Below are 15,220 nucleotides of genomic sequence, written 5' to 3' on the forward strand. Positions count from 1 at the left end.
GGAGCGGTTTGTAACCTCAATCGCGCGGAAGCGAACAAGGTGCGCCACCTGGAACACAACCGCCTAGATTCCGGTCGAGGTCAGGTGCCGTTCTGTAGCCACCATCATCACCTCGCGGCGGCGGTGGTGCGCGACGCTCATAGTCGGGAGCGCGGCGGTCACGCCAGTTTCCATCATCTGGACGGCCATCGCGCCACTCGCGGTTCTGGTCACGCCATCTGCGCTCTTCCTCAAAGCGGCGGTCGTCACGATAACGTTGTTCTTCCCGCCAACGCTGCTCGTCCCGGTAACGATCTCTGCCCCAATCACGGTCGGGCTCACGCCAGCCCGGAGGCGGTGGAGGCGGCAGATCGCGGCGATAATCCCAGCTTCTCCATCGATCCCGCTCGCGGTAGAAATCGCGGTCGCGGTAGTAGCGGCCCCAATAGGTGTCCACATCGAAGGTGATCGTCGGGATACCGAGCGAGCGATAGTAATTGGGCGCGACATAGACGCGGTTTTGACGATAGGTCGTCTGGATATAGTTTCCAGAAACCCAGCCGCGACCGCGGGCGAATGTCACATCGCACCAGTTAACGTTGCTCAGGCACCCATTGACCGTGATTGGTGCCCCGGCGGGAATGACCACAACGGCTGGGTAACGAGTGCTGGGGCCAGACCGCATGTTCACATTGGCGGTGGCAATGCCGCTGGTTGCCGCCGATGCAACGGCTGGCAAAGCGCAGAAGGCGGTGATTGCCAGAGCCTTCCAAATTTGACGTTTCACAGGTTTCCTCCTGGGGAAAACATTTTTGTCATGCTCAACGTCCCTTCTGCCGCCAAAGGCCAATTTGATTTTGGTTTTTTTAAGTCTCGCGCAGCCGCAAGATGAGTTAGCAGGAGCAGATGGAACTGGATGGACACGAGATATCATCTGCGGCGTAACGACGGACTTGACAAGTGGGCCGCCGCAACCGACTTCAATTGTCGACAGATGAAGGAGCCGACCGATGACCGACACCGCCACAACGATCGACCAGAGTGAAGTGGATCGTTTTTCCGCAATGGCTGCGGAATGGTGGAATCCGACCGGCAAATTCAAACCGCTGCACAAGTTCAACCCGGTGCGCCTTGCATTCATTCGCGATAGGGTGTGCGAGAATTTTGGCCGCGACCCCCGCAGCGCCCGTCCGTTCGAAGGCCTTCGTTTTCTCGATATCGGCTGCGGTGGCGGGCTCCTGTCTGAGCCGATGGCGCGAATGGGCGCAGAAGTGGTGGGCGCGGACGCCTCGGAAAAGAACATCCGCATTGCCCAGACCCATGCGGCAGAAAGCGGTGTCACGGTTGATTATCGCGCTGTGCCTGCCGAAACCCTTGCTGAAGCTGGAGAAACCTTCGATGTCATCCTCAACATGGAAGTTGTGGAGCATGTTTCAGATGTCGACCTCTTTATCAGCAGTTGCGCTTCAATGGTGCGCCCCGGCGGCCTGATGTTCATCGCCACCATCAACCGCACATTCAAAGCCAATGCGCTCGCCATTTTCGCAGCAGAGAATATTTTGCGCTGGCTGCCGAAGGGGACACACTCCTATGACAAGCTGGTTCGCCCGGAAGAACTTGAACGTCCCCTGCAGCGTAGCGGCCTGGACGTGATCGACCGTACCGGCGTCTTCTACAATGTCTTGCAGGATCGCTGGAACCTGTCCCGCGATATGGACGTCAACTACATGCTGCTGTCGAAGCGCCCAGCCTGAACGAATAGGGCGCTTTAGTTGGTATCGTCCGGCAACACCGGCAGCGGTGCCACCTCAATTCCCTCGTCAATCAGTTCGCGAACCTCGTCCGCACTGGCTTGGCCAATGATGCCGCGTGCATCCGTTTCGCCGTAGTGGATTTTTCGCGCCTCTTCGGGAAAGCGCTCGCCGACATCCTCTGAACTTTCCCGGATGGCTTGGACAGCTTCTTTCAACTTGGCCATTGCCTCGCGTCGAACTGTATCCATGGCAACCTGCTGACGTTTCTCTTGAACACGCGACGTCGAAACGGCAGGTGCCATCAGGGCTTTATGGATCGACGTCGAACCACAGGTGGGACAACTCAGAAAACCTGCTGACAATTGCATCTCATAGTCGGCACTCGTTGAGAACCAGCCCTCAAATTCATGGCCCTTATCGCAGTGGAGAGAATAGCGGATCAAGCGAGGTTGCCTCCCGCCAGGTTCGGGCCTTCGCTCAAGCGAAACTCACGCGCATTTTTCAGGTTCGGGATTTTACGGCGCGCGGCGTGGACCTCGCTCACATCCACATCTGCCACCAGAACGGCCTCACCCTCACCACCTGCTTCAGCCAGAATGCGCCCCCACGGATCGATGATCATGGAGTGACCATAAGTCTCGCGACCGTCCTCATGCGTTCCCCCTTGTGCGGCAGCCAAAAGGAAAGCCCCGTTCTCGATGGCGCGAGCACGAAGCAGGATTTCCCAATGCGCTTCGCCGGTTTGCCGCGTAAACGCCGCAGGTACCGTTAGGATTTCAGCACCGGCCAAGGCTTCGGAACGAAAGAGCTGCGGAAAACGCACGTCGTAGCAGATTGCAAAACCAAGCTTGCCAAAAGGCAGCACCTCGACACGAGCCTCTGTGCCCGCCTCATAAGCAGAGCTTTCACGCCAGCTTTCGCCATTGTCCAAATCCACATCGAACATATGGATCTTGTCATAGGCACAAATCTTGGACCCATCGGGTGCAGACAGAAATCCACGGTTGGCAATCTTGCCGTCCGGCCGGGATATGGCGGTGGAGCCCACATGGACATAGATACCGAGTTCGGCAGCCAAAACCTTAGCGCGTGCGATGACGAGATCACTCTCCTCGTCGCGCAGGGCGGCGCGCAGAGCCATGCGATCCCGTTGAAGAGCGCCCGTCATTTCTGGCGTCTGCACATAGATGGCTCCTTGCGCAGCTGCATCCCGAACAAGACGTTCCATCGCATCCGCGTTGCGCTCCACAGATGTGCCAGAGCACATCTGCACCACTGCCAGCTTTGTCATGTCAGAACCTCAAGCGGCCAGAAGCGGGTCCAGCTTTCCATCACGGTCTAGCGCATGAATATCGTCGCAACCGCCAACATGCTGACCATTAATAAAGATCTGCGGGAAGGTGGATTTGCCGTTTGCCTTCTCAATCATTTCCTGGCGCAGTTCCTGCGAGAAGGTTGCGTCATGCTCAGTAAAATCCACCCCTTTCGATTGAAGAAGGGATTTTGCCCGTGCGCAATAACCGCACATCTGCCTGGTATAGATTACGACTTCAGCCATCATCATCTCCTGGAACGCCAATGCTTTCAGCGTTCGCTGTTATCGCCGTCATATAGGATCTGGCAAGGCCATTGCAAAGCTCAAAACAGTGATGTCCGCAGCGCCTGCCCGCCTTAAAGTTTGTGCTGCGGATGATACCGTCGCACCAGTGGTAAACACATCATCGACCAAAATGATCCTCTTGCCGAAGACATCGTTCTCATGACCCGAGACAATGCGAAAGGCGGCGCGCAGATTATCTTCGCGCCTGTTTGCTGTCAGGCCCACCTGCCGTCTCGTGCGTTTTGCGCGACGAAGAGTCGTCGCCAGCATGGGCTTGTCCGCGATCTTCGAGAGATGCCGCCCCAGTTCCGCCGACTGGTTGAAACGACGCCAGAACAATCTCGTCCAATGCAGAGGAATGGGGATAATAGCGTCGCATTCTTTAAGCTCGACCGCACCTGCCCGCGCCATCCATTGCGCCATCATGCGAGCAAGGTCCGTTCGGTCCCTATATTTTAGCGAATGAACAAGACTTCGTGCAGGGCCTTCATGCAGCGCGACGGAGCGTAGCCTGTCGAAAATCGGAGGCTCAGCGATTGCCTCGGCAGAAAGCGCGCCAACGCCTTGGTCCTCCTTGAACGGAATACCCAGAATTTCGCAGTAAGGCCGCTCAATGAACCGCATGCGGCTCCAGCAGTCCGGGCAGATGGCAAAGTGGCGCTGTGTGTAGACGCCGCAAACTGAACAGGCCGGAGGATAAAGAGTGTCCAACAGCGGACGCACCAGCTGAGCTGCTCCCGTTCGCAAACCACCACCCTCGATTTTTTCTGAAACCCATCCCATCTTCTTGACATTACCGCCTTAAACCGCCCCATGCGAGCGACTAAAGCATCTCGTGCAAACTGTTCAGCAGTTTTGCAGCAACGACATGCGCCAGAACAGGGAATTGAAGCGCAGATCGCGAATCAAAACAGTCGCGATTGGCTTTGGATTTTGCAGGATCATATTATGGATATCCTTTTCGACCTTAATCTCGCCACGGCCCGCCGGGAAAAGGCGGCGGGAAATCCTGAATCAGGCGGAGACTTTCTGCTGGACATCGTGGCGCAGGAATTGGCTGATCGCCTGTCCGTCGTGGAAAGACAGTTCGAAAAGGCCGTGGAGTTGCATGGTGCAACAGGCTCCACAGCCCGCCTTGTCGCCCAAACGGGCCGTGTCGGCTCCATGCAGAGAATTGAGACCAGCCAGACCTTCGGCTCTGATGTCCTGGTGGGTGCGCTGGAGGATGTTCCTTTAGAGGAACAATCCGTCAATCTCATCCTTTCGCCGCTCACCCTGCACCTGACCAATGATACCCCTGGCATGCTCATCCGCATCAAGCGAGCCTTGAAGCCGGATGGGTTGCTTCTGGCAGCCATCCCAGGTGCCGGGACGCTACAGGAGCTGCGGGAGGTTCTCCTTGCGACTGAGGCCGAAATGCTTGGGGGTGCCAGCCCCCGCGTCATTCCCTTTGCCGATGTGCGGGATGTCGGTGCCTTGATGCAGCGGGCTGGCTTTGCGCTTCCTGTTGTCGATGCCGAAGCCTATACTGTTCGCTACGACAACCTCTTTGCCTTAATGCGCGATTTGCGCGCCATGGGCATGACAAACCCTCTCGTCAATCGCAGCCGCAAGCCATTGACGCGCCAATTCTTCCTGCGCGCCGCTCAAATTTATGCGGAACGATTCGCGGACCCCGATGGCCGTATCAGAGCGACGTTTTCAATCGTCTACGCCTCAGGTTGGGCACCGCATGAGAGCCAGCAGAAGCCTCTCAAGCCAGGCTCCGCAAAAATGCGTCTGGCCGATGCTTTAAAGATTGCGCCCGAGGAACAATGAGCAGGTCAGCCGGTCAGATAGCTGGCAAGAAGCTCAAAGACCGCCTGAAGCTTATCGGACAGCAATTGGAAGGCGACGATCATCACGCCGCCGATAATGGCCGCGAGCAGGCCGTATTCCACTGCGGTCGCACCTTGTTCGTCTTTGTAAAGCTTGCGTATCAGAGACATTCGCAATCCTGCTTCGGCGCGGTTCAGGGAGTCGAGAAGTAAAGAGCGAAAGCCGAAGCGAACAGATCGCTCCGGCTTGGCCGTTTCTCAACTTATACGCACAACTGCGTTAACATTTCCTCATAGACAATGCTTCAAAGCGAGGAAATGAGTTCTTTATCAGCACGGCGATGATGCGCCGTAACCCTGAACGATGCAGACCGACCCGGGGGTCTCCTGCAATACACTGCGCCGAATCGTATAGTGCTTCGGCGCCTTCTCTTCCGTGCTGATCGAACCGGTCGTGATCTGATCGAACTCTTCCTGCACGTGGGCGAGTTTGCGCGTATCCTGCCGGTTTGCCAGCATGGGTGTCACAATCAATGACAAGGCAATCGCTGCCGTGCCGAAAAGAAGCGCAATGTTCAGAACGCCGGTCTTGCCAGACCTGGTCGATGCCCTCTGCTGGGCACGAACAGTCTTCCAGAATTCCTCTTCCATCAAAGCCTCATGCAAGATCATTAAAGGAAGCGTCATTTTGTCTGAATCCGTTAAAGGATCTGTTAACGCCGTTGGGTCCGGCGCGCATTATCAGACAAAGATTGTGGATAATTTAACGAAAATAAAAACTATCCGGTAAGTCAGCCTGCTCTTCAAACTGACAGGAAGGCCATCGGAATCAGAGAAGATCTTGCAGGAAGGGGATCAGAGGCTCATCCGCAGGCGGCATTGGGTAATCCCGCAACTGCGATGTGCGCACCCACTTGATCGCCTGACCTTCGCGACCTGACGGAATGCCTTCAAAACGACGGCACACATAAAGCGGCATCAAGAGATGAAAATCGTCATAGGTGTGGCTGGCGAAGGTCAAAGGCGCAAGGCAAGGAATCTTCGTTTGAATGCCTAGCTCTTCTTCCAGTTCGCGGATCAGTGTCTCTTCCGGCGTCTCGCCCGCCTCCACCTTGCCGCCCGGAAATTCCCAGAGCCCCGCAAGGCTTTTGCCCTCTGGACGCTGCGCCAGCAGGATTCGGCCATCGGCATCGACCAAAGCACAGGCAGCGACAAGGACGATTCGGCGTGAGACTTGCGTCATGAGACGTCCTTATCGAGAGCCCAGTAATGATAGTCGTAGGCGCGCCGGAAGCCGAACTTGGTGTAGAGGGCCACGGCAGGCGCATTTGTCGCTTCAACCTGAAGCCAGGCCGTGCGCGCTCCGTTAATTCGGGCCCAACGCAATGCAGCCGTCAAGAGCTCCGTTCCGAAACCTTGACGGCGCATACGCTCGATCACCGCGAAAGACAAAATACCAGCCAGATCATTATCCTGCACGCAAAGGGCTGCTGCCATCGGCCCCTCGTCCAGATGTTCAGCGGTAAAAAAGCCGCAGGCTGGTTTGATAGTCGACAAAATTTCCGCCATTGCGGGCTTTAAGCCAGGATCTTCCTGCTGCACGGTCAGATAGACATCAATGAACCGGCCAATATCGTGCGTCGGGATATGATCCAGCGTATCAGGCAGTTCCAGGCCGGTCAGGTCCGCAGTCATTACCAGCACTGTTTCGAAACGCGTCCAACCAGCTCGCGCCAGACCTTCAAGCAAAGGCTGCGGCGCAAGCGGCGTCTCTCGAACCAACAATTGACGACCATAGTGCTCAAAGCGTTTGCGCGCCTTCTCGATACGGATATCCGCATCGCGATAATCCGAAGGATCAAGCGGAACCACGCAATTTAAACGCTTGGAGGGATGAGCGCCGGTCAGGCGAACCTGCCAGCTGCCATCATAAACCACGGAAGCCGCAGGCCATGCCCGGAAGCCAACGGCCTCCAGACGCCTTACCAGCGGCAGATTTCCATGGGGAGAACTTGCCTGCATCAATCCATCAGCTCCGGTAATCGCCATTGATGGCGACATATTCCTTCGTGAGGTCGCATGTCCAGACGGTTGCCGTGCCTTGGCCCAGCCCGATATCGACGCGCACCGGAATATCTTCCTTTTGCATGACGGCGGTTGCCGCAGCTTCGGAATATTCGGGGTCGCGCTCACCCTCAACGGCCACGCGTACGTCACCGAACCAGATTGCCAGACGGTCGCGGTCCGCCATCTCACCGGATTTGCCAACGGCCATGACCACCCGGCCCCAGTTGGCGTCCTCGCCAGCAACAGCCGTCTTCACCAAGGGTGAGTTGGCAATCGAAAGAGCAATGCGCTTGGCAGCGGCATCGCTTTCAGCACCCGTTACCGTAACCGCCACCATCTTGCGGGCGCCCTCGCCATCACGCACCACTTGCAACGCCAGATCCTTGAGCAGATCGTTCAGCGCTTCCCGGAAAGAGGCCAGACGGGAATCGGCAGCATCAGTCACTTCGGCCTGGCCCGCAGCCTTCCCCGTTGCAAACAGGAGAAGCGTATCGGAGGTGGAGGTGTCGCTATCCACAGTCACTGAATTGAATGTCGGACCTACGCCGTCGGAAAGCAGTGTTTGCAGAACCGCTGGCGCAATCGCCGCATCTGTTACCACAAAGGAAAGCATGGTCGCCATGTCCGGCGCAATCATGCCTGCACCCTTGGCGATACCGTTCAGCGTAACCGTCACGCCGCCAATCTCTGCGGTGCGGGTTGCTACCTTCGGATAAGTGTCCGTGGTCATGATGGCCTTGGCTGCTTCTAGCCAGAAATCACCCTTTGCGCTGGAATGCATATCGCCCAGCACGCCTGCAAATTTCGTCGCATCAAGCGGTTCGCCAATAACGCCTGTTGAGGCGAGATAAACCTCGTTGGTAGCGCAGCCCACAGCCTTGGAAGCCGAATCAGCGGTGAGTTCCGTGGCGGCACGGCCCTTCTTGCCGGTGAATGCATTCGCATTGCCGGAGTTGACGACAACCGCTCTCGCCTTGCCGTTCGAGAGGTTCGCACGGCAGAAATCCACCGGAGCCGAAGGGCATTTGGAGCGCGTGAAAACACCCGCCACAGAAGCAGGCTCATCGAACACCATCAGCAACACGTCTGTTCGGTTCTTATACTTGATACCGGCTGCGGCTGTCGCCATGCGCACGCCTTCAACGACCGGCATTTCAGGATAGGATTTAGGAGCAAGTGGAGAAACGGCTGCAGACATGATTTCGGGTTCCGGACAAGAAAAGGCCCGCAGAAGCGGGCCGGGATTGGCTTTTGAACGCTATTACTCGCTCTTGGTCAGCTCGTCATAGCCCTTGCGAAGGTTTTCATCGGTGATTTCGACCTTCTGATCCTTCTTGGCTTCGTCGATGATGGAAGAATACTTCTCCTGCATGACGATCTGGCGAACCTGTGGCTCGACCTGATCGAATGCCGGAGGCTGCGCATCACGCTTATCTTCCAACTTGATGACATGATAGCCAAACTGAGACTTCACAGGGGTCTTCGTGTAAGCACCCTTTTCAAGCGCGAATGCAGCCTGTTCGAACTCAGGCACCATGCGGCCCTTCGTGAAGTAACCGAGATCTCCGCCGTCAGACTTGCTGGAATCCTCGGACTTTTCCTTGGCCAGCTCCGTGAAGTCCTTGCCAGCGTCGAGCTGCTTGATGATGTCTTTCGCTTCGTCTTCTGTCTTGACCAGGATGTGACGCGCGTGAATTTCTTCTTCCTTCGGCATGGCTGCGACTTCCTTGTCGTAGCGAGCCTTAACTTCTTCCGGCTTCAGCTTGTCGAACTGGTCGCGCAGGTAGGCATTGTGCAGCTCACGCTCCTGCAGGAAGGCCATGCGCTTCTTGAAATCGTCGCTGTTCTGCAAGCCAGCCGCTTCGGCTTTCTTGGCAACGAGCTTGATGTCGATAACCTGCGAAAGTGCGGCAACCTTCTTCTGGTCTTCCGGCAGCTGCTGGTATTGCGGGCTCAGGTTGGCCATCGCAGTATCCAGGTCTGACTGGTGAATTTCCACGCCACCAACCTTTGCCACGACAGCATCGTCCTGAGCAAACAGCGGCGTGTGGAAGGTAAACGCTGCAGCCAGAGTCACGGCGGCGACGAATTTGGAACGAAACATAAGGTACGACCTCTTGAGTTTAACACCGGTCTCAGTCTGTCCGATTCCGGCCATAACACCTTCACAAACACCGGATTGTGGCCATTCTGTATCGGCCAGAACCGTTGACATCATTCAACCCCCCTCTTATCTGTCACGCTACTTCGCGTCCAGAACAGTTTCCGGGCGGGCACTGTAATTTGTCTGTGAAAAACCAGAACAGATGTCACAGTAAACCCAAGCCGGTCGCCTGATGCCTTATCTTTAGAAAGGACCATTTGAATGGTCAGCTTCGGTGCTATCGCACGCAAATTTTTCGGCTCCGCCAACGACCGCCGGGTAAAGGGCTATCGTTCGCGCGTGGAAGCCATCGGCGCCCTTGAGGAAAGCATCAAGGCGCTGAGCGACGAACAGCTTGCCGCAAAGACGGTTGAGTTTCGCCAGCAGCTTGCAGATGGCAAGACGGTGGATGATCTTCTGATCCCTGCTTTCGCCGTGGTGCGGGAAGCGGCGCGGCGCGTTCTTGGTATGCGGCCCTTCGATGTGCAGCTGACAGGCGGCATGATCCTGACCCAGGGTGCCATCGCCGAAATGAAAACAGGCGAAGGTAAAACGCTGGTTGCTACGCTGCCGGTCTACCTGAATGCCCTGACTGGACGCGGCGTCCACGTGGTCACAGTCAACGATTATCTGGCCAGCCGCGATGCCGGGATCATGAGCAAGCTCTACGGCTTTCTCGGCCTGACCACAGGTGTTATCGTCCACGGTCTGGACGATGAGCAGCGCCGTGCGGCTTACGCCTGCGATATTACCTATGCCACGAACAACGAGCTAGGCTTCGATTATCTGCGCGACAACATGAAGTACGATCGCGGCCAGATGGTGCAGCGCGGCCATTACTTCGCCATCGTCGACGAAGTGGATTCGATCCTCATCGACGAAGCACGTACGCCGCTGATCATTTCTGGACCGCTGGACGACCGCTCCGATCTTTACACCACGATCGATGGCTTCATTCCCATGCTGTCGGCGGAAGACTACGAAATCGACGAAAAGCAGCGCTCGGCGAACTTCTCTGAAGTTGGAACCGAGAAGCTGGAAAACCTTCTCCGTCAGGCAGGCCTCCTCAAGGGTGAATCGCTTTATGACGTGGAGAACGTTGCAATCGTTCACCACATCAACAACGCGCTCAAGGCCCACAAGCTGTTCCAGCGTGACAAGGACTACATCGTCCGCAACGACGAAATCGTCATCATCGACGAATTCACGGGCCGCATGATGCCAGGCCGCCGTTATTCGGAAGGCCAACATCAGGCACTTGAAGCCAAGGAAAAGGTTCAGATCCAGCCGGAAAACCAGACCCTTGCTTCAATCACGTTCCAGAACTACTTCCGTATGTATGAAAAGCTGGCCGGCATGACCGGTACGGCTTCGACGGAAGCGGAAGAATTCGCCAATATTTACGGCCTCGACGTCGTCGAAGTTCCGACAAATCTGCCCATCCAGCGCATTGACGAGGATGATGAGGTCTACCGCACAGTCGAAGAGAAGTACAAGGCGATCATCGAAGAGATTCGCACGGCCCAGGATCGTGGCCAGCCTGTTCTCGTTGGCACAACTTCGATTGAAAAGTCGGAACTGCTTGCAGCCATGATGAAGCAGGCAGGCTTCACGAACTTCAATGTGTTGAACGCCCGCTATCACGAGCAGGAAGCCTATATCGTCAGCCAGGCTGGTGTACCGGGTGCGGTGACCATCGCCACCAACATGGCCGGCCGCGGTACCGATATCCAGCTCGGTGGCAATATCGAGATGCGTCTCGAGCGCGAGCTGGAGGGCATGGAGCCGGGTCCTGAGCGCGATGCAAAGGAAGCAGCCATTCGTGCGGAAGTGAAGGAACTGAAGCAGAAGGCGCTTGCCGCTGGTGGTCTTTTCGTTCTTGCCACCGAACGTCACGAAAGCCGCCGTATCGACAATCAGTTGCGCGGCCGCTCAGGCCGTCAGGGTGACCCGGGTCGCTCGAAATTCTACCTGTCGCTTCAGGATGACCTGATGCGCATCTTCGGTTCAGACCGAATGGATGGAATGCTGCAAAAGCTGGGCCTGAAAGAAGGCGAGGCCATTGTTCATCCGTGGATCAACAAGGCGCTTGAGCGCGCCCAGAAGAAGGTCGAAGCCCGCAATTTCGACACCCGCAAGAATCTTCTTAAATATGATGACGTGACCAATGACCAGCGTAAGGTCATCTTTGAACAGCGCATCGAATTGATGGATGCAACCGATCTCAGCGAGACGGTTGAAGACATGCGCCACGAAGTGGTGGAAATGCTGGTGACCAAGCATATTCCTGAGCGCGCCTATGCGGAGCAGTGGGATGCGGCTGGCCTGAAGACTGCTGTCGAACAGCTACTCAACCTCGACCTGCCCATCGAAGCCTGGGTGCAGGAAGAAGGCATTGCGGAAGACGATATTCGCGAGCGCATAATGCAGGCAGCTGATGCCGCCGCCAAGGATCGCGCCGAACGGTTTGGCCCCGAGATCATGACATATGTCGAGCGCTCGGTCCTGCTTCAGACGCTCGATCATCTGTGGCGCGAACACATCGTCAATCTCGACCATCTTCGGTCTGTTGTTGGCTTCCGGGGTTACGCCCAGCGCGATCCTTTGCAGGAATACAAGGCTGAAGCCTTTGAACTGTTCCAAGCCTTGCTTGCAAATCTGCGAGAAGGCGTCACCGCACAATTGATGCGTGTGGAGTTGGTGCAGGATAGTGCGCAGACGCCAGAGCCTCCTGTGATGGAGGCGCACCATATCAATGCCACCACAGGCGAAGATGAGTTTGCTTCGGCTGGTTATCAGGCAGTTGCCGCGCCGGAAAACCGCGATCCGAACGATCCGCAGACATGGGGTCGCGTTGGCCGCAACGAGCCGTGCCCCTGCGGTTCCGGCAAAAAGTACAAGCACTGCCACGGCGCATTCGAGCAGGCTTAAACAGCTGCAACTGAATATTGATTCCAAAAAGGGGATGTTCGCTTGAACATCCCCTTTTTACTGCCTTGGCATACGCTTCCTTAACTGTCCGTCATGCAAATTTGGCTAGATCTGATAGCTTACCGTGAGCATCGCCCACCCATGACGGTCATCGAAACAGCGGAGAGATTGCTTCCGCTCAGCGTCAGGCTTCGGCTCATTCCGAAGTTGCGGCGGCTGGGACCGATGCTGCATGGGAGCGATGAGGCAAGTGTGGCACAGCGCATGGCGCTGATCGCCTTCGTCATTCGTATCGTCAGCGCGGGGATAGCTTTCCTTGCCCAGATCATCCAGGCCCGCCTCATGGGCGAGTTTGAGTATGGCATTTTTGCCTTCGTCTGGGTTCTCGTCGTCGTCTTTGGCAATTTATCCTGTCTGGGTTTTCACACGGCCGTTATCCGCTTCCTGCCACAGCATCACAATCGGGGCGAACAGGAACTGGTGCGTGGCCTGCATTGGTCCGCTCGGGTTATTGCGATGGCTTCGGCCACCATTCTGGCCGTTCTTGGTCTCCTGTTTCTTAAATTCTTCAATCATATCGTGCCTGACTACTGGTTGGTGCCGCTATTCCTTGGCCTGTTCACGCTGCCGATGATTGCCCTCGGCGATGTGCTGGATGGAACAGCCAGAGCCAATGGCTGGATCTTCACGGCCCTCACTCCGACTTTCATTATTCGGCCAGTGCTTATTCTTGGCTTCATGTTGCTAGCGGTATGGCTTGGAGAAGATCGCTCAGCCCGCACAGCCATGGTTGCAGCGCTGGCAGCGACCTATCTCACGTCCGTCATGCAGTTCATTCGGGTCAAGATTCGGCTGCATACGCGCTTCGGCGCGGGACCCATGGCCCATACCCTTTCTCCGTGGCTGCGGTTCTCGCTGCCGCTCTTTCTGGTGGATGGGATTGGTTTCCTGCTCACCAATTCGGATGTCGTCGTCGTCGGCCTCTACCTGCCGCCAGATCAAGTCGCGGTCTATTTTGCCGCAGCCAAGACAATTGCGCTGGTTCAGTTCGTTTATTTTTCGGTGAAAGCTGCCGCCGCTCCACGCTTTTCCGCCATCATGGCAAGAGATGATTCGCAGGAACTCGCCACGTTTGCGGGCGAAGCAGCAAGGTGGTCGTTCTGGCCAGCACTTGGCGTCGGTCTTTGCGTGCTCGCTCTCGGTCATGTGCTGCTCGGCTTTTTCGGCGCTGGCTTCACAAGCGGCCATTCCCTCATGGCAATCCTGTTCCTCGGCATTCTTGCAAAAGCATCCGTCGGACCCGGCGAAGTGCTGCTGAACATGGCGGGTAAGCAGAAACTATGCGTTACGCTCTATGCTTGCATTCTCGCCGCGAATATCTGCCTCAACGTCACGCTCATTCCGCTTTATGGTCTTTACGGTGCGGCAAGTGCGACAGCAGGCGCAATGGTGATTGAAGCAATTTTGCTCCATATTGCTGTCCGTCGAACTCTGGGCATAAAGCTATTTGCCTTCGCATCCCCCGCCATGGGGTCCTCCAGACATGAAGGGCAGGATCACAATGGTTGAGATGCCAACACCAAGCCCTTTCCTGACTGAGCTAGAGATAAAGCCAAAGCCGGTGCGACCCGCCATTCCCGATGCGCCACTGAAGGCACAGGTCGGCAGGGATGGCAGAACGCTGTCCATCTATCCAGCGGCCATGGGTTATGACCTGCAAGAGGAGCTGGATTTCCTTTCCAACCGCGCTCTTGAACCGAATGTCTTTTTTGCCGGGCGCCTGCTGGCCCCCGCTATGCCGCGCGTCGAGGATAAGCAGGTTCAACTCGCTCTCATTCGCGATGTCACGGAGCGTTCCAGCCGTATGCGGCTCTTGATGCCGTTCACCACCGAGAAACCAGGTTTTGCCATTGGCGCGTCCATTATTCGCGCCTGGGCAAACCCCTTCGGCCCATTGGGGACACCGCTTCTGGATGCAGAAGATGCCGCGCAGACGCTGGATAATATGCTGGAAGCACTTTCCCGCAGAGATTTGCGCTTGCCCAACATATTGGTGCTGCCAGACCTTAAATTGAACGGCCGGTTTGCCCAATTGATGCGCGCGGTCGCCGTGGGTCGAAACCTTCCCATCACGACCACCAATACTTTCCAGCGGCCTATACTTAAAAGCGATCTGGATGGAGAAACCTATCTTCGCCAAGCCATCACACCTCATCACGTGCGAGAAATGCGCAGACAATGGCGACAGCTGGAGGCCCAAGGCACGCTGACGTATGAAGTTGCCCGCCAGCCAGCAGACATCCGCCGTCGCACCGAAGAATTCCTGAGCTTGGAAGCCAGCGGCTGGAAGGGCCGCAAGCGCTCCGCGCTGATCAGCGACCGTTTTCGTGCCGCCTTTGCTCGCGAAGCCATTTCCAACCTTTCAGAGGCGGATGCTGTTCGCATTCATACGATAGATCTCAACGGCAAGGCGATTGCCTCTCTGGTGGTCTTCGTGATGGGCGGAGAGGCCTATACCTGGAAGACAGCTTATAACGAAGCCTATGCCCGTTTTTCGCCAGGAAAGCTTTTGATGATGAAGCTGACGGAATGGCATCTGGACGACCTGAATATTCAGCGCTCGGATTCCTGCGCCGTGCCTGACCACCCGATCATGAGCCGCTTCTGGATGGAGCGGGAGGATATGGGAACGCTCGTCATCGGACTATCTGAAACAAGCGACCGCGATGTTCGCCAAGTCGGCACACAGCTTCACCTCTACCGCAACACGCGCAACATGGCCCGCATTCTGCGGCAAAAGATCCTGGGACTTGCCGGACGAGATGGCTGATGCTGGATAATGTTTCCTGCAGGCAGGCAAGGCGCTGAAAAACCTTATAAAGTGACGGTCAGAGCAGGATGTAATTCAATCCACTTCCGCGTTCTTTCA

The 15,220-nt window shown here is 56.4% G+C and carries 16 protein-coding genes; 5 read left to right on the forward strand and 11 right to left on the reverse strand.

The features are described 5' to 3' along the window. Nucleotides 1-16: 16 nt before the first annotated feature. Nucleotides 17-766 carry an SH3 domain-containing protein gene (locus tag AC0JZ1_RS18280; protein WP_471883871.1) on the reverse strand — a complete coding sequence of 250 codons (750 nt, stop codon included), beginning with the start codon at nt 764-766 and terminating at the stop codon, nt 17-19. A 223-nt stretch (nt 767-989) separates the two neighbouring features. Here AC0JZ1_RS18280 and ubiG point away from each other — a divergent pair, with 223 nt between their 5' ends. Beyond that, nucleotides 990-1,733, forward strand: coding sequence for a bifunctional 2-polyprenyl-6-hydroxyphenol methylase/3-demethylubiquinol 3-O-methyltransferase UbiG (gene ubiG / locus AC0JZ1_RS18285; protein ID WP_471883872.1), 744 nt, complete (start codon nt 990-992; stop codon nt 1,731-1,733). Between the two features lie 14 nt (nt 1,734-1,747). Here the strand turns inward: ubiG and AC0JZ1_RS18290 are convergent, their stop codons facing one another. The 4 genes from AC0JZ1_RS18290 to AC0JZ1_RS18305 are packed head-to-tail and all read right to left on the reverse strand — an operon-like array spanning nt 1,748 to nt 4,116. Beyond that, on the reverse strand, nt 1,748-2,176 hold the full coding sequence (locus tag AC0JZ1_RS18290) for a DUF1178 family protein (RefSeq protein ID WP_471883873.1): 429 nt from the start codon (nt 2,174-2,176) through the stop codon (nt 1,748-1,750). Continuing rightward, complete coding sequence (locus tag AC0JZ1_RS18295) at nt 2,173-3,024, reverse strand: carbon-nitrogen hydrolase family protein (protein WP_471883874.1); 852 nt, start codon at nt 3,022-3,024, stop codon at nt 2,173-2,175. Before AC0JZ1_RS18295 ends, AC0JZ1_RS18290 begins: the two co-directional genes overlap by 4 nt. 9 nt (nt 3,025-3,033) lie before the next feature. After that, on the reverse strand, nt 3,034-3,291 hold the full coding sequence (gene grxC / locus AC0JZ1_RS18300) for a glutaredoxin 3 (RefSeq protein WP_471883875.1): 258 nt from the start codon (nt 3,289-3,291) through the stop codon (nt 3,034-3,036). 48 nt (nt 3,292-3,339) lie between these two features. Then, nucleotides 3,340-4,116 carry a ComF family protein gene (locus AC0JZ1_RS18305; protein WP_471883876.1) on the reverse strand — a complete coding sequence of 259 codons (777 nt, stop codon included), beginning with the start codon at nt 4,114-4,116 and terminating at the stop codon, nt 3,340-3,342. 165 nt (nt 4,117-4,281) lie between these two features. Here AC0JZ1_RS18305 and AC0JZ1_RS18310 point away from each other — a divergent pair, with 165 nt between their 5' ends. Beyond that, nucleotides 4,282-5,151, forward strand: a complete 870-nt coding sequence (locus AC0JZ1_RS18310) for a methyltransferase domain-containing protein (RefSeq protein WP_471883877.1) — start codon at nt 4,282-4,284, stop codon at nt 5,149-5,151. A 5-nt stretch (nt 5,152-5,156) separates the two neighbouring features. Here the strand turns inward: AC0JZ1_RS18310 and AC0JZ1_RS18315 are convergent, their stop codons facing one another. The 6 genes from AC0JZ1_RS18315 to AC0JZ1_RS18340 all read right to left on the reverse strand — a co-directional run bounded on the left by AC0JZ1_RS18315 (nt 5,157) and on the right by AC0JZ1_RS18340 (nt 9,321). Then, nucleotides 5,157-5,321, reverse strand: coding sequence for a Flp family type IVb pilin (locus tag AC0JZ1_RS18315; RefSeq protein ID WP_471883878.1), 165 nt, complete (start codon nt 5,319-5,321; stop codon nt 5,157-5,159). Nucleotides 5,322-5,480: 159 nt separating this feature from the next. Then, nucleotides 5,481-5,801 (reverse strand): hypothetical protein, encoded by a 321-nt coding sequence (locus AC0JZ1_RS18320; protein WP_471884178.1) that lies wholly within the window; start codon nt 5,799-5,801, stop codon nt 5,481-5,483. Nucleotides 5,802-5,979: 178 nt separating this feature from the next. Further along, entirely contained in the window at nt 5,980-6,393 is a 414-nt protein-coding gene (gene mutT / locus AC0JZ1_RS18325) for an 8-oxo-dGTP diphosphatase MutT (protein WP_471883879.1), read from the reverse strand. Beyond that, nucleotides 6,390-7,199 carry a GNAT family N-acetyltransferase gene (locus AC0JZ1_RS18330; RefSeq protein ID WP_471883880.1) on the reverse strand — a complete coding sequence of 270 codons (810 nt, stop codon included), beginning with the start codon at nt 7,197-7,199 and terminating at the stop codon, nt 6,390-6,392. The genes mutT and AC0JZ1_RS18330 overlap by 4 nt, the downstream gene beginning before the upstream one ends. Then, nucleotides 7,180-8,415, reverse strand: a complete 1,236-nt coding sequence (gene argJ, locus AC0JZ1_RS18335; RefSeq protein ID WP_471883881.1) for a bifunctional glutamate N-acetyltransferase/amino-acid acetyltransferase ArgJ — start codon at nt 8,413-8,415, stop codon at nt 7,180-7,182. Before argJ ends, AC0JZ1_RS18330 begins: the two co-directional genes overlap by 20 nt. 63 nt (nt 8,416-8,478) lie before the next feature. Beyond that, on the reverse strand, nt 8,479-9,321 hold the full coding sequence (locus AC0JZ1_RS18340; protein WP_471883882.1) for a peptidylprolyl isomerase: 843 nt from the start codon (nt 9,319-9,321) through the stop codon (nt 8,479-8,481). Between the two features lie 261 nt (nt 9,322-9,582). Here AC0JZ1_RS18340 and secA point away from each other — a divergent pair, with 261 nt between their 5' ends. From secA to AC0JZ1_RS18355, 3 genes are all read left to right on the forward strand, one after another. Then, nucleotides 9,583-12,291, forward strand: a complete 2,709-nt coding sequence (gene secA, locus AC0JZ1_RS18345; RefSeq protein WP_471883883.1) for a preprotein translocase subunit SecA — start codon at nt 9,583-9,585, stop codon at nt 12,289-12,291. Nucleotides 12,292-12,432: 141 nt separating this feature from the next. Then, nucleotides 12,433-13,860 carry a lipopolysaccharide biosynthesis protein gene (locus tag AC0JZ1_RS18350; RefSeq protein ID WP_471883884.1) on the forward strand — a complete coding sequence of 476 codons (1,428 nt, stop codon included), beginning with the start codon at nt 12,433-12,435 and terminating at the stop codon, nt 13,858-13,860. Then, the gene (locus AC0JZ1_RS18355) at nt 13,853-15,121 is read left to right on the forward strand and encodes a GNAT family N-acetyltransferase (protein ID WP_471883885.1); all 1,269 of its coding nucleotides are present in this window, start codon (nt 13,853-13,855) and stop codon (nt 15,119-15,121) included. Before AC0JZ1_RS18350 ends, AC0JZ1_RS18355 begins: the two co-directional genes overlap by 8 nt. Nucleotides 15,122-15,220: the final 99 nt, after the last annotated feature.

It is taken from the genome of Affinirhizobium capsici (genome assembly GCF_977018625.1).

Excerpts from the sequence above, each read along its gene's own strand:
- ubiG (WP_471883872.1), top strand. The coding sequence starts at position 990 with ATGACCGACACCGCCACAACGATCGACCAGAGTGAAGTGGATCGTTTT.
- AC0JZ1_RS18295 (WP_471883874.1), bottom strand. The coding sequence starts at position 3,024 with ATGACAAAGCTGGCAGTGGTGCAGATGTGCTCTGGCACATCTGTGGAG.
- grxC (WP_471883875.1), bottom strand. The coding sequence starts at position 3,291 with ATGGCTGAAGTCGTAATCTATACCAGGCAGATGTGCGGTTATTGCGCA.
- AC0JZ1_RS18305 (WP_471883876.1), bottom strand. The coding sequence starts at position 4,116 with ATGGGATGGGTTTCAGAAAAAATCGAGGGTGGTGGTTTGCGAACGGGA.
- AC0JZ1_RS18310 (WP_471883877.1), top strand. The coding sequence starts at position 4,282 with ATGGATATCCTTTTCGACCTTAATCTCGCCACGGCCCGCCGGGAAAAG.
- AC0JZ1_RS18315 (WP_471883878.1), bottom strand. The coding sequence starts at position 5,321 with ATGTCTCTGATACGCAAGCTTTACAAAGACGAACAAGGTGCGACCGCA.
- AC0JZ1_RS18320 (WP_471884178.1), bottom strand. The coding sequence starts at position 5,801 with ATGGAAGAGGAATTCTGGAAGACTGTTCGTGCCCAGCAGAGGGCATCG.
- mutT (WP_471883879.1), bottom strand. The coding sequence starts at position 6,393 with ATGACGCAAGTCTCACGCCGAATCGTCCTTGTCGCTGCCTGTGCTTTG.
- AC0JZ1_RS18330 (WP_471883880.1), bottom strand. The coding sequence starts at position 7,199 with ATGGCGATTACCGGAGCTGATGGATTGATGCAGGCAAGTTCTCCCCAT.
- argJ (WP_471883881.1), bottom strand. The coding sequence starts at position 8,415 with ATGTCTGCAGCCGTTTCTCCACTTGCTCCTAAATCCTATCCTGAAATG.
- AC0JZ1_RS18340 (WP_471883882.1), bottom strand. The coding sequence starts at position 9,321 with ATGTTTCGTTCCAAATTCGTCGCCGCCGTGACTCTGGCTGCAGCGTTT.
- secA (WP_471883883.1), top strand. The coding sequence starts at position 9,583 with ATGGTCAGCTTCGGTGCTATCGCACGCAAATTTTTCGGCTCCGCCAAC.
- AC0JZ1_RS18350 (WP_471883884.1), top strand. The coding sequence starts at position 12,433 with ATGACGGTCATCGAAACAGCGGAGAGATTGCTTCCGCTCAGCGTCAGG.
- AC0JZ1_RS18355 (WP_471883885.1), top strand. The coding sequence starts at position 13,853 with ATGGTTGAGATGCCAACACCAAGCCCTTTCCTGACTGAGCTAGAGATA.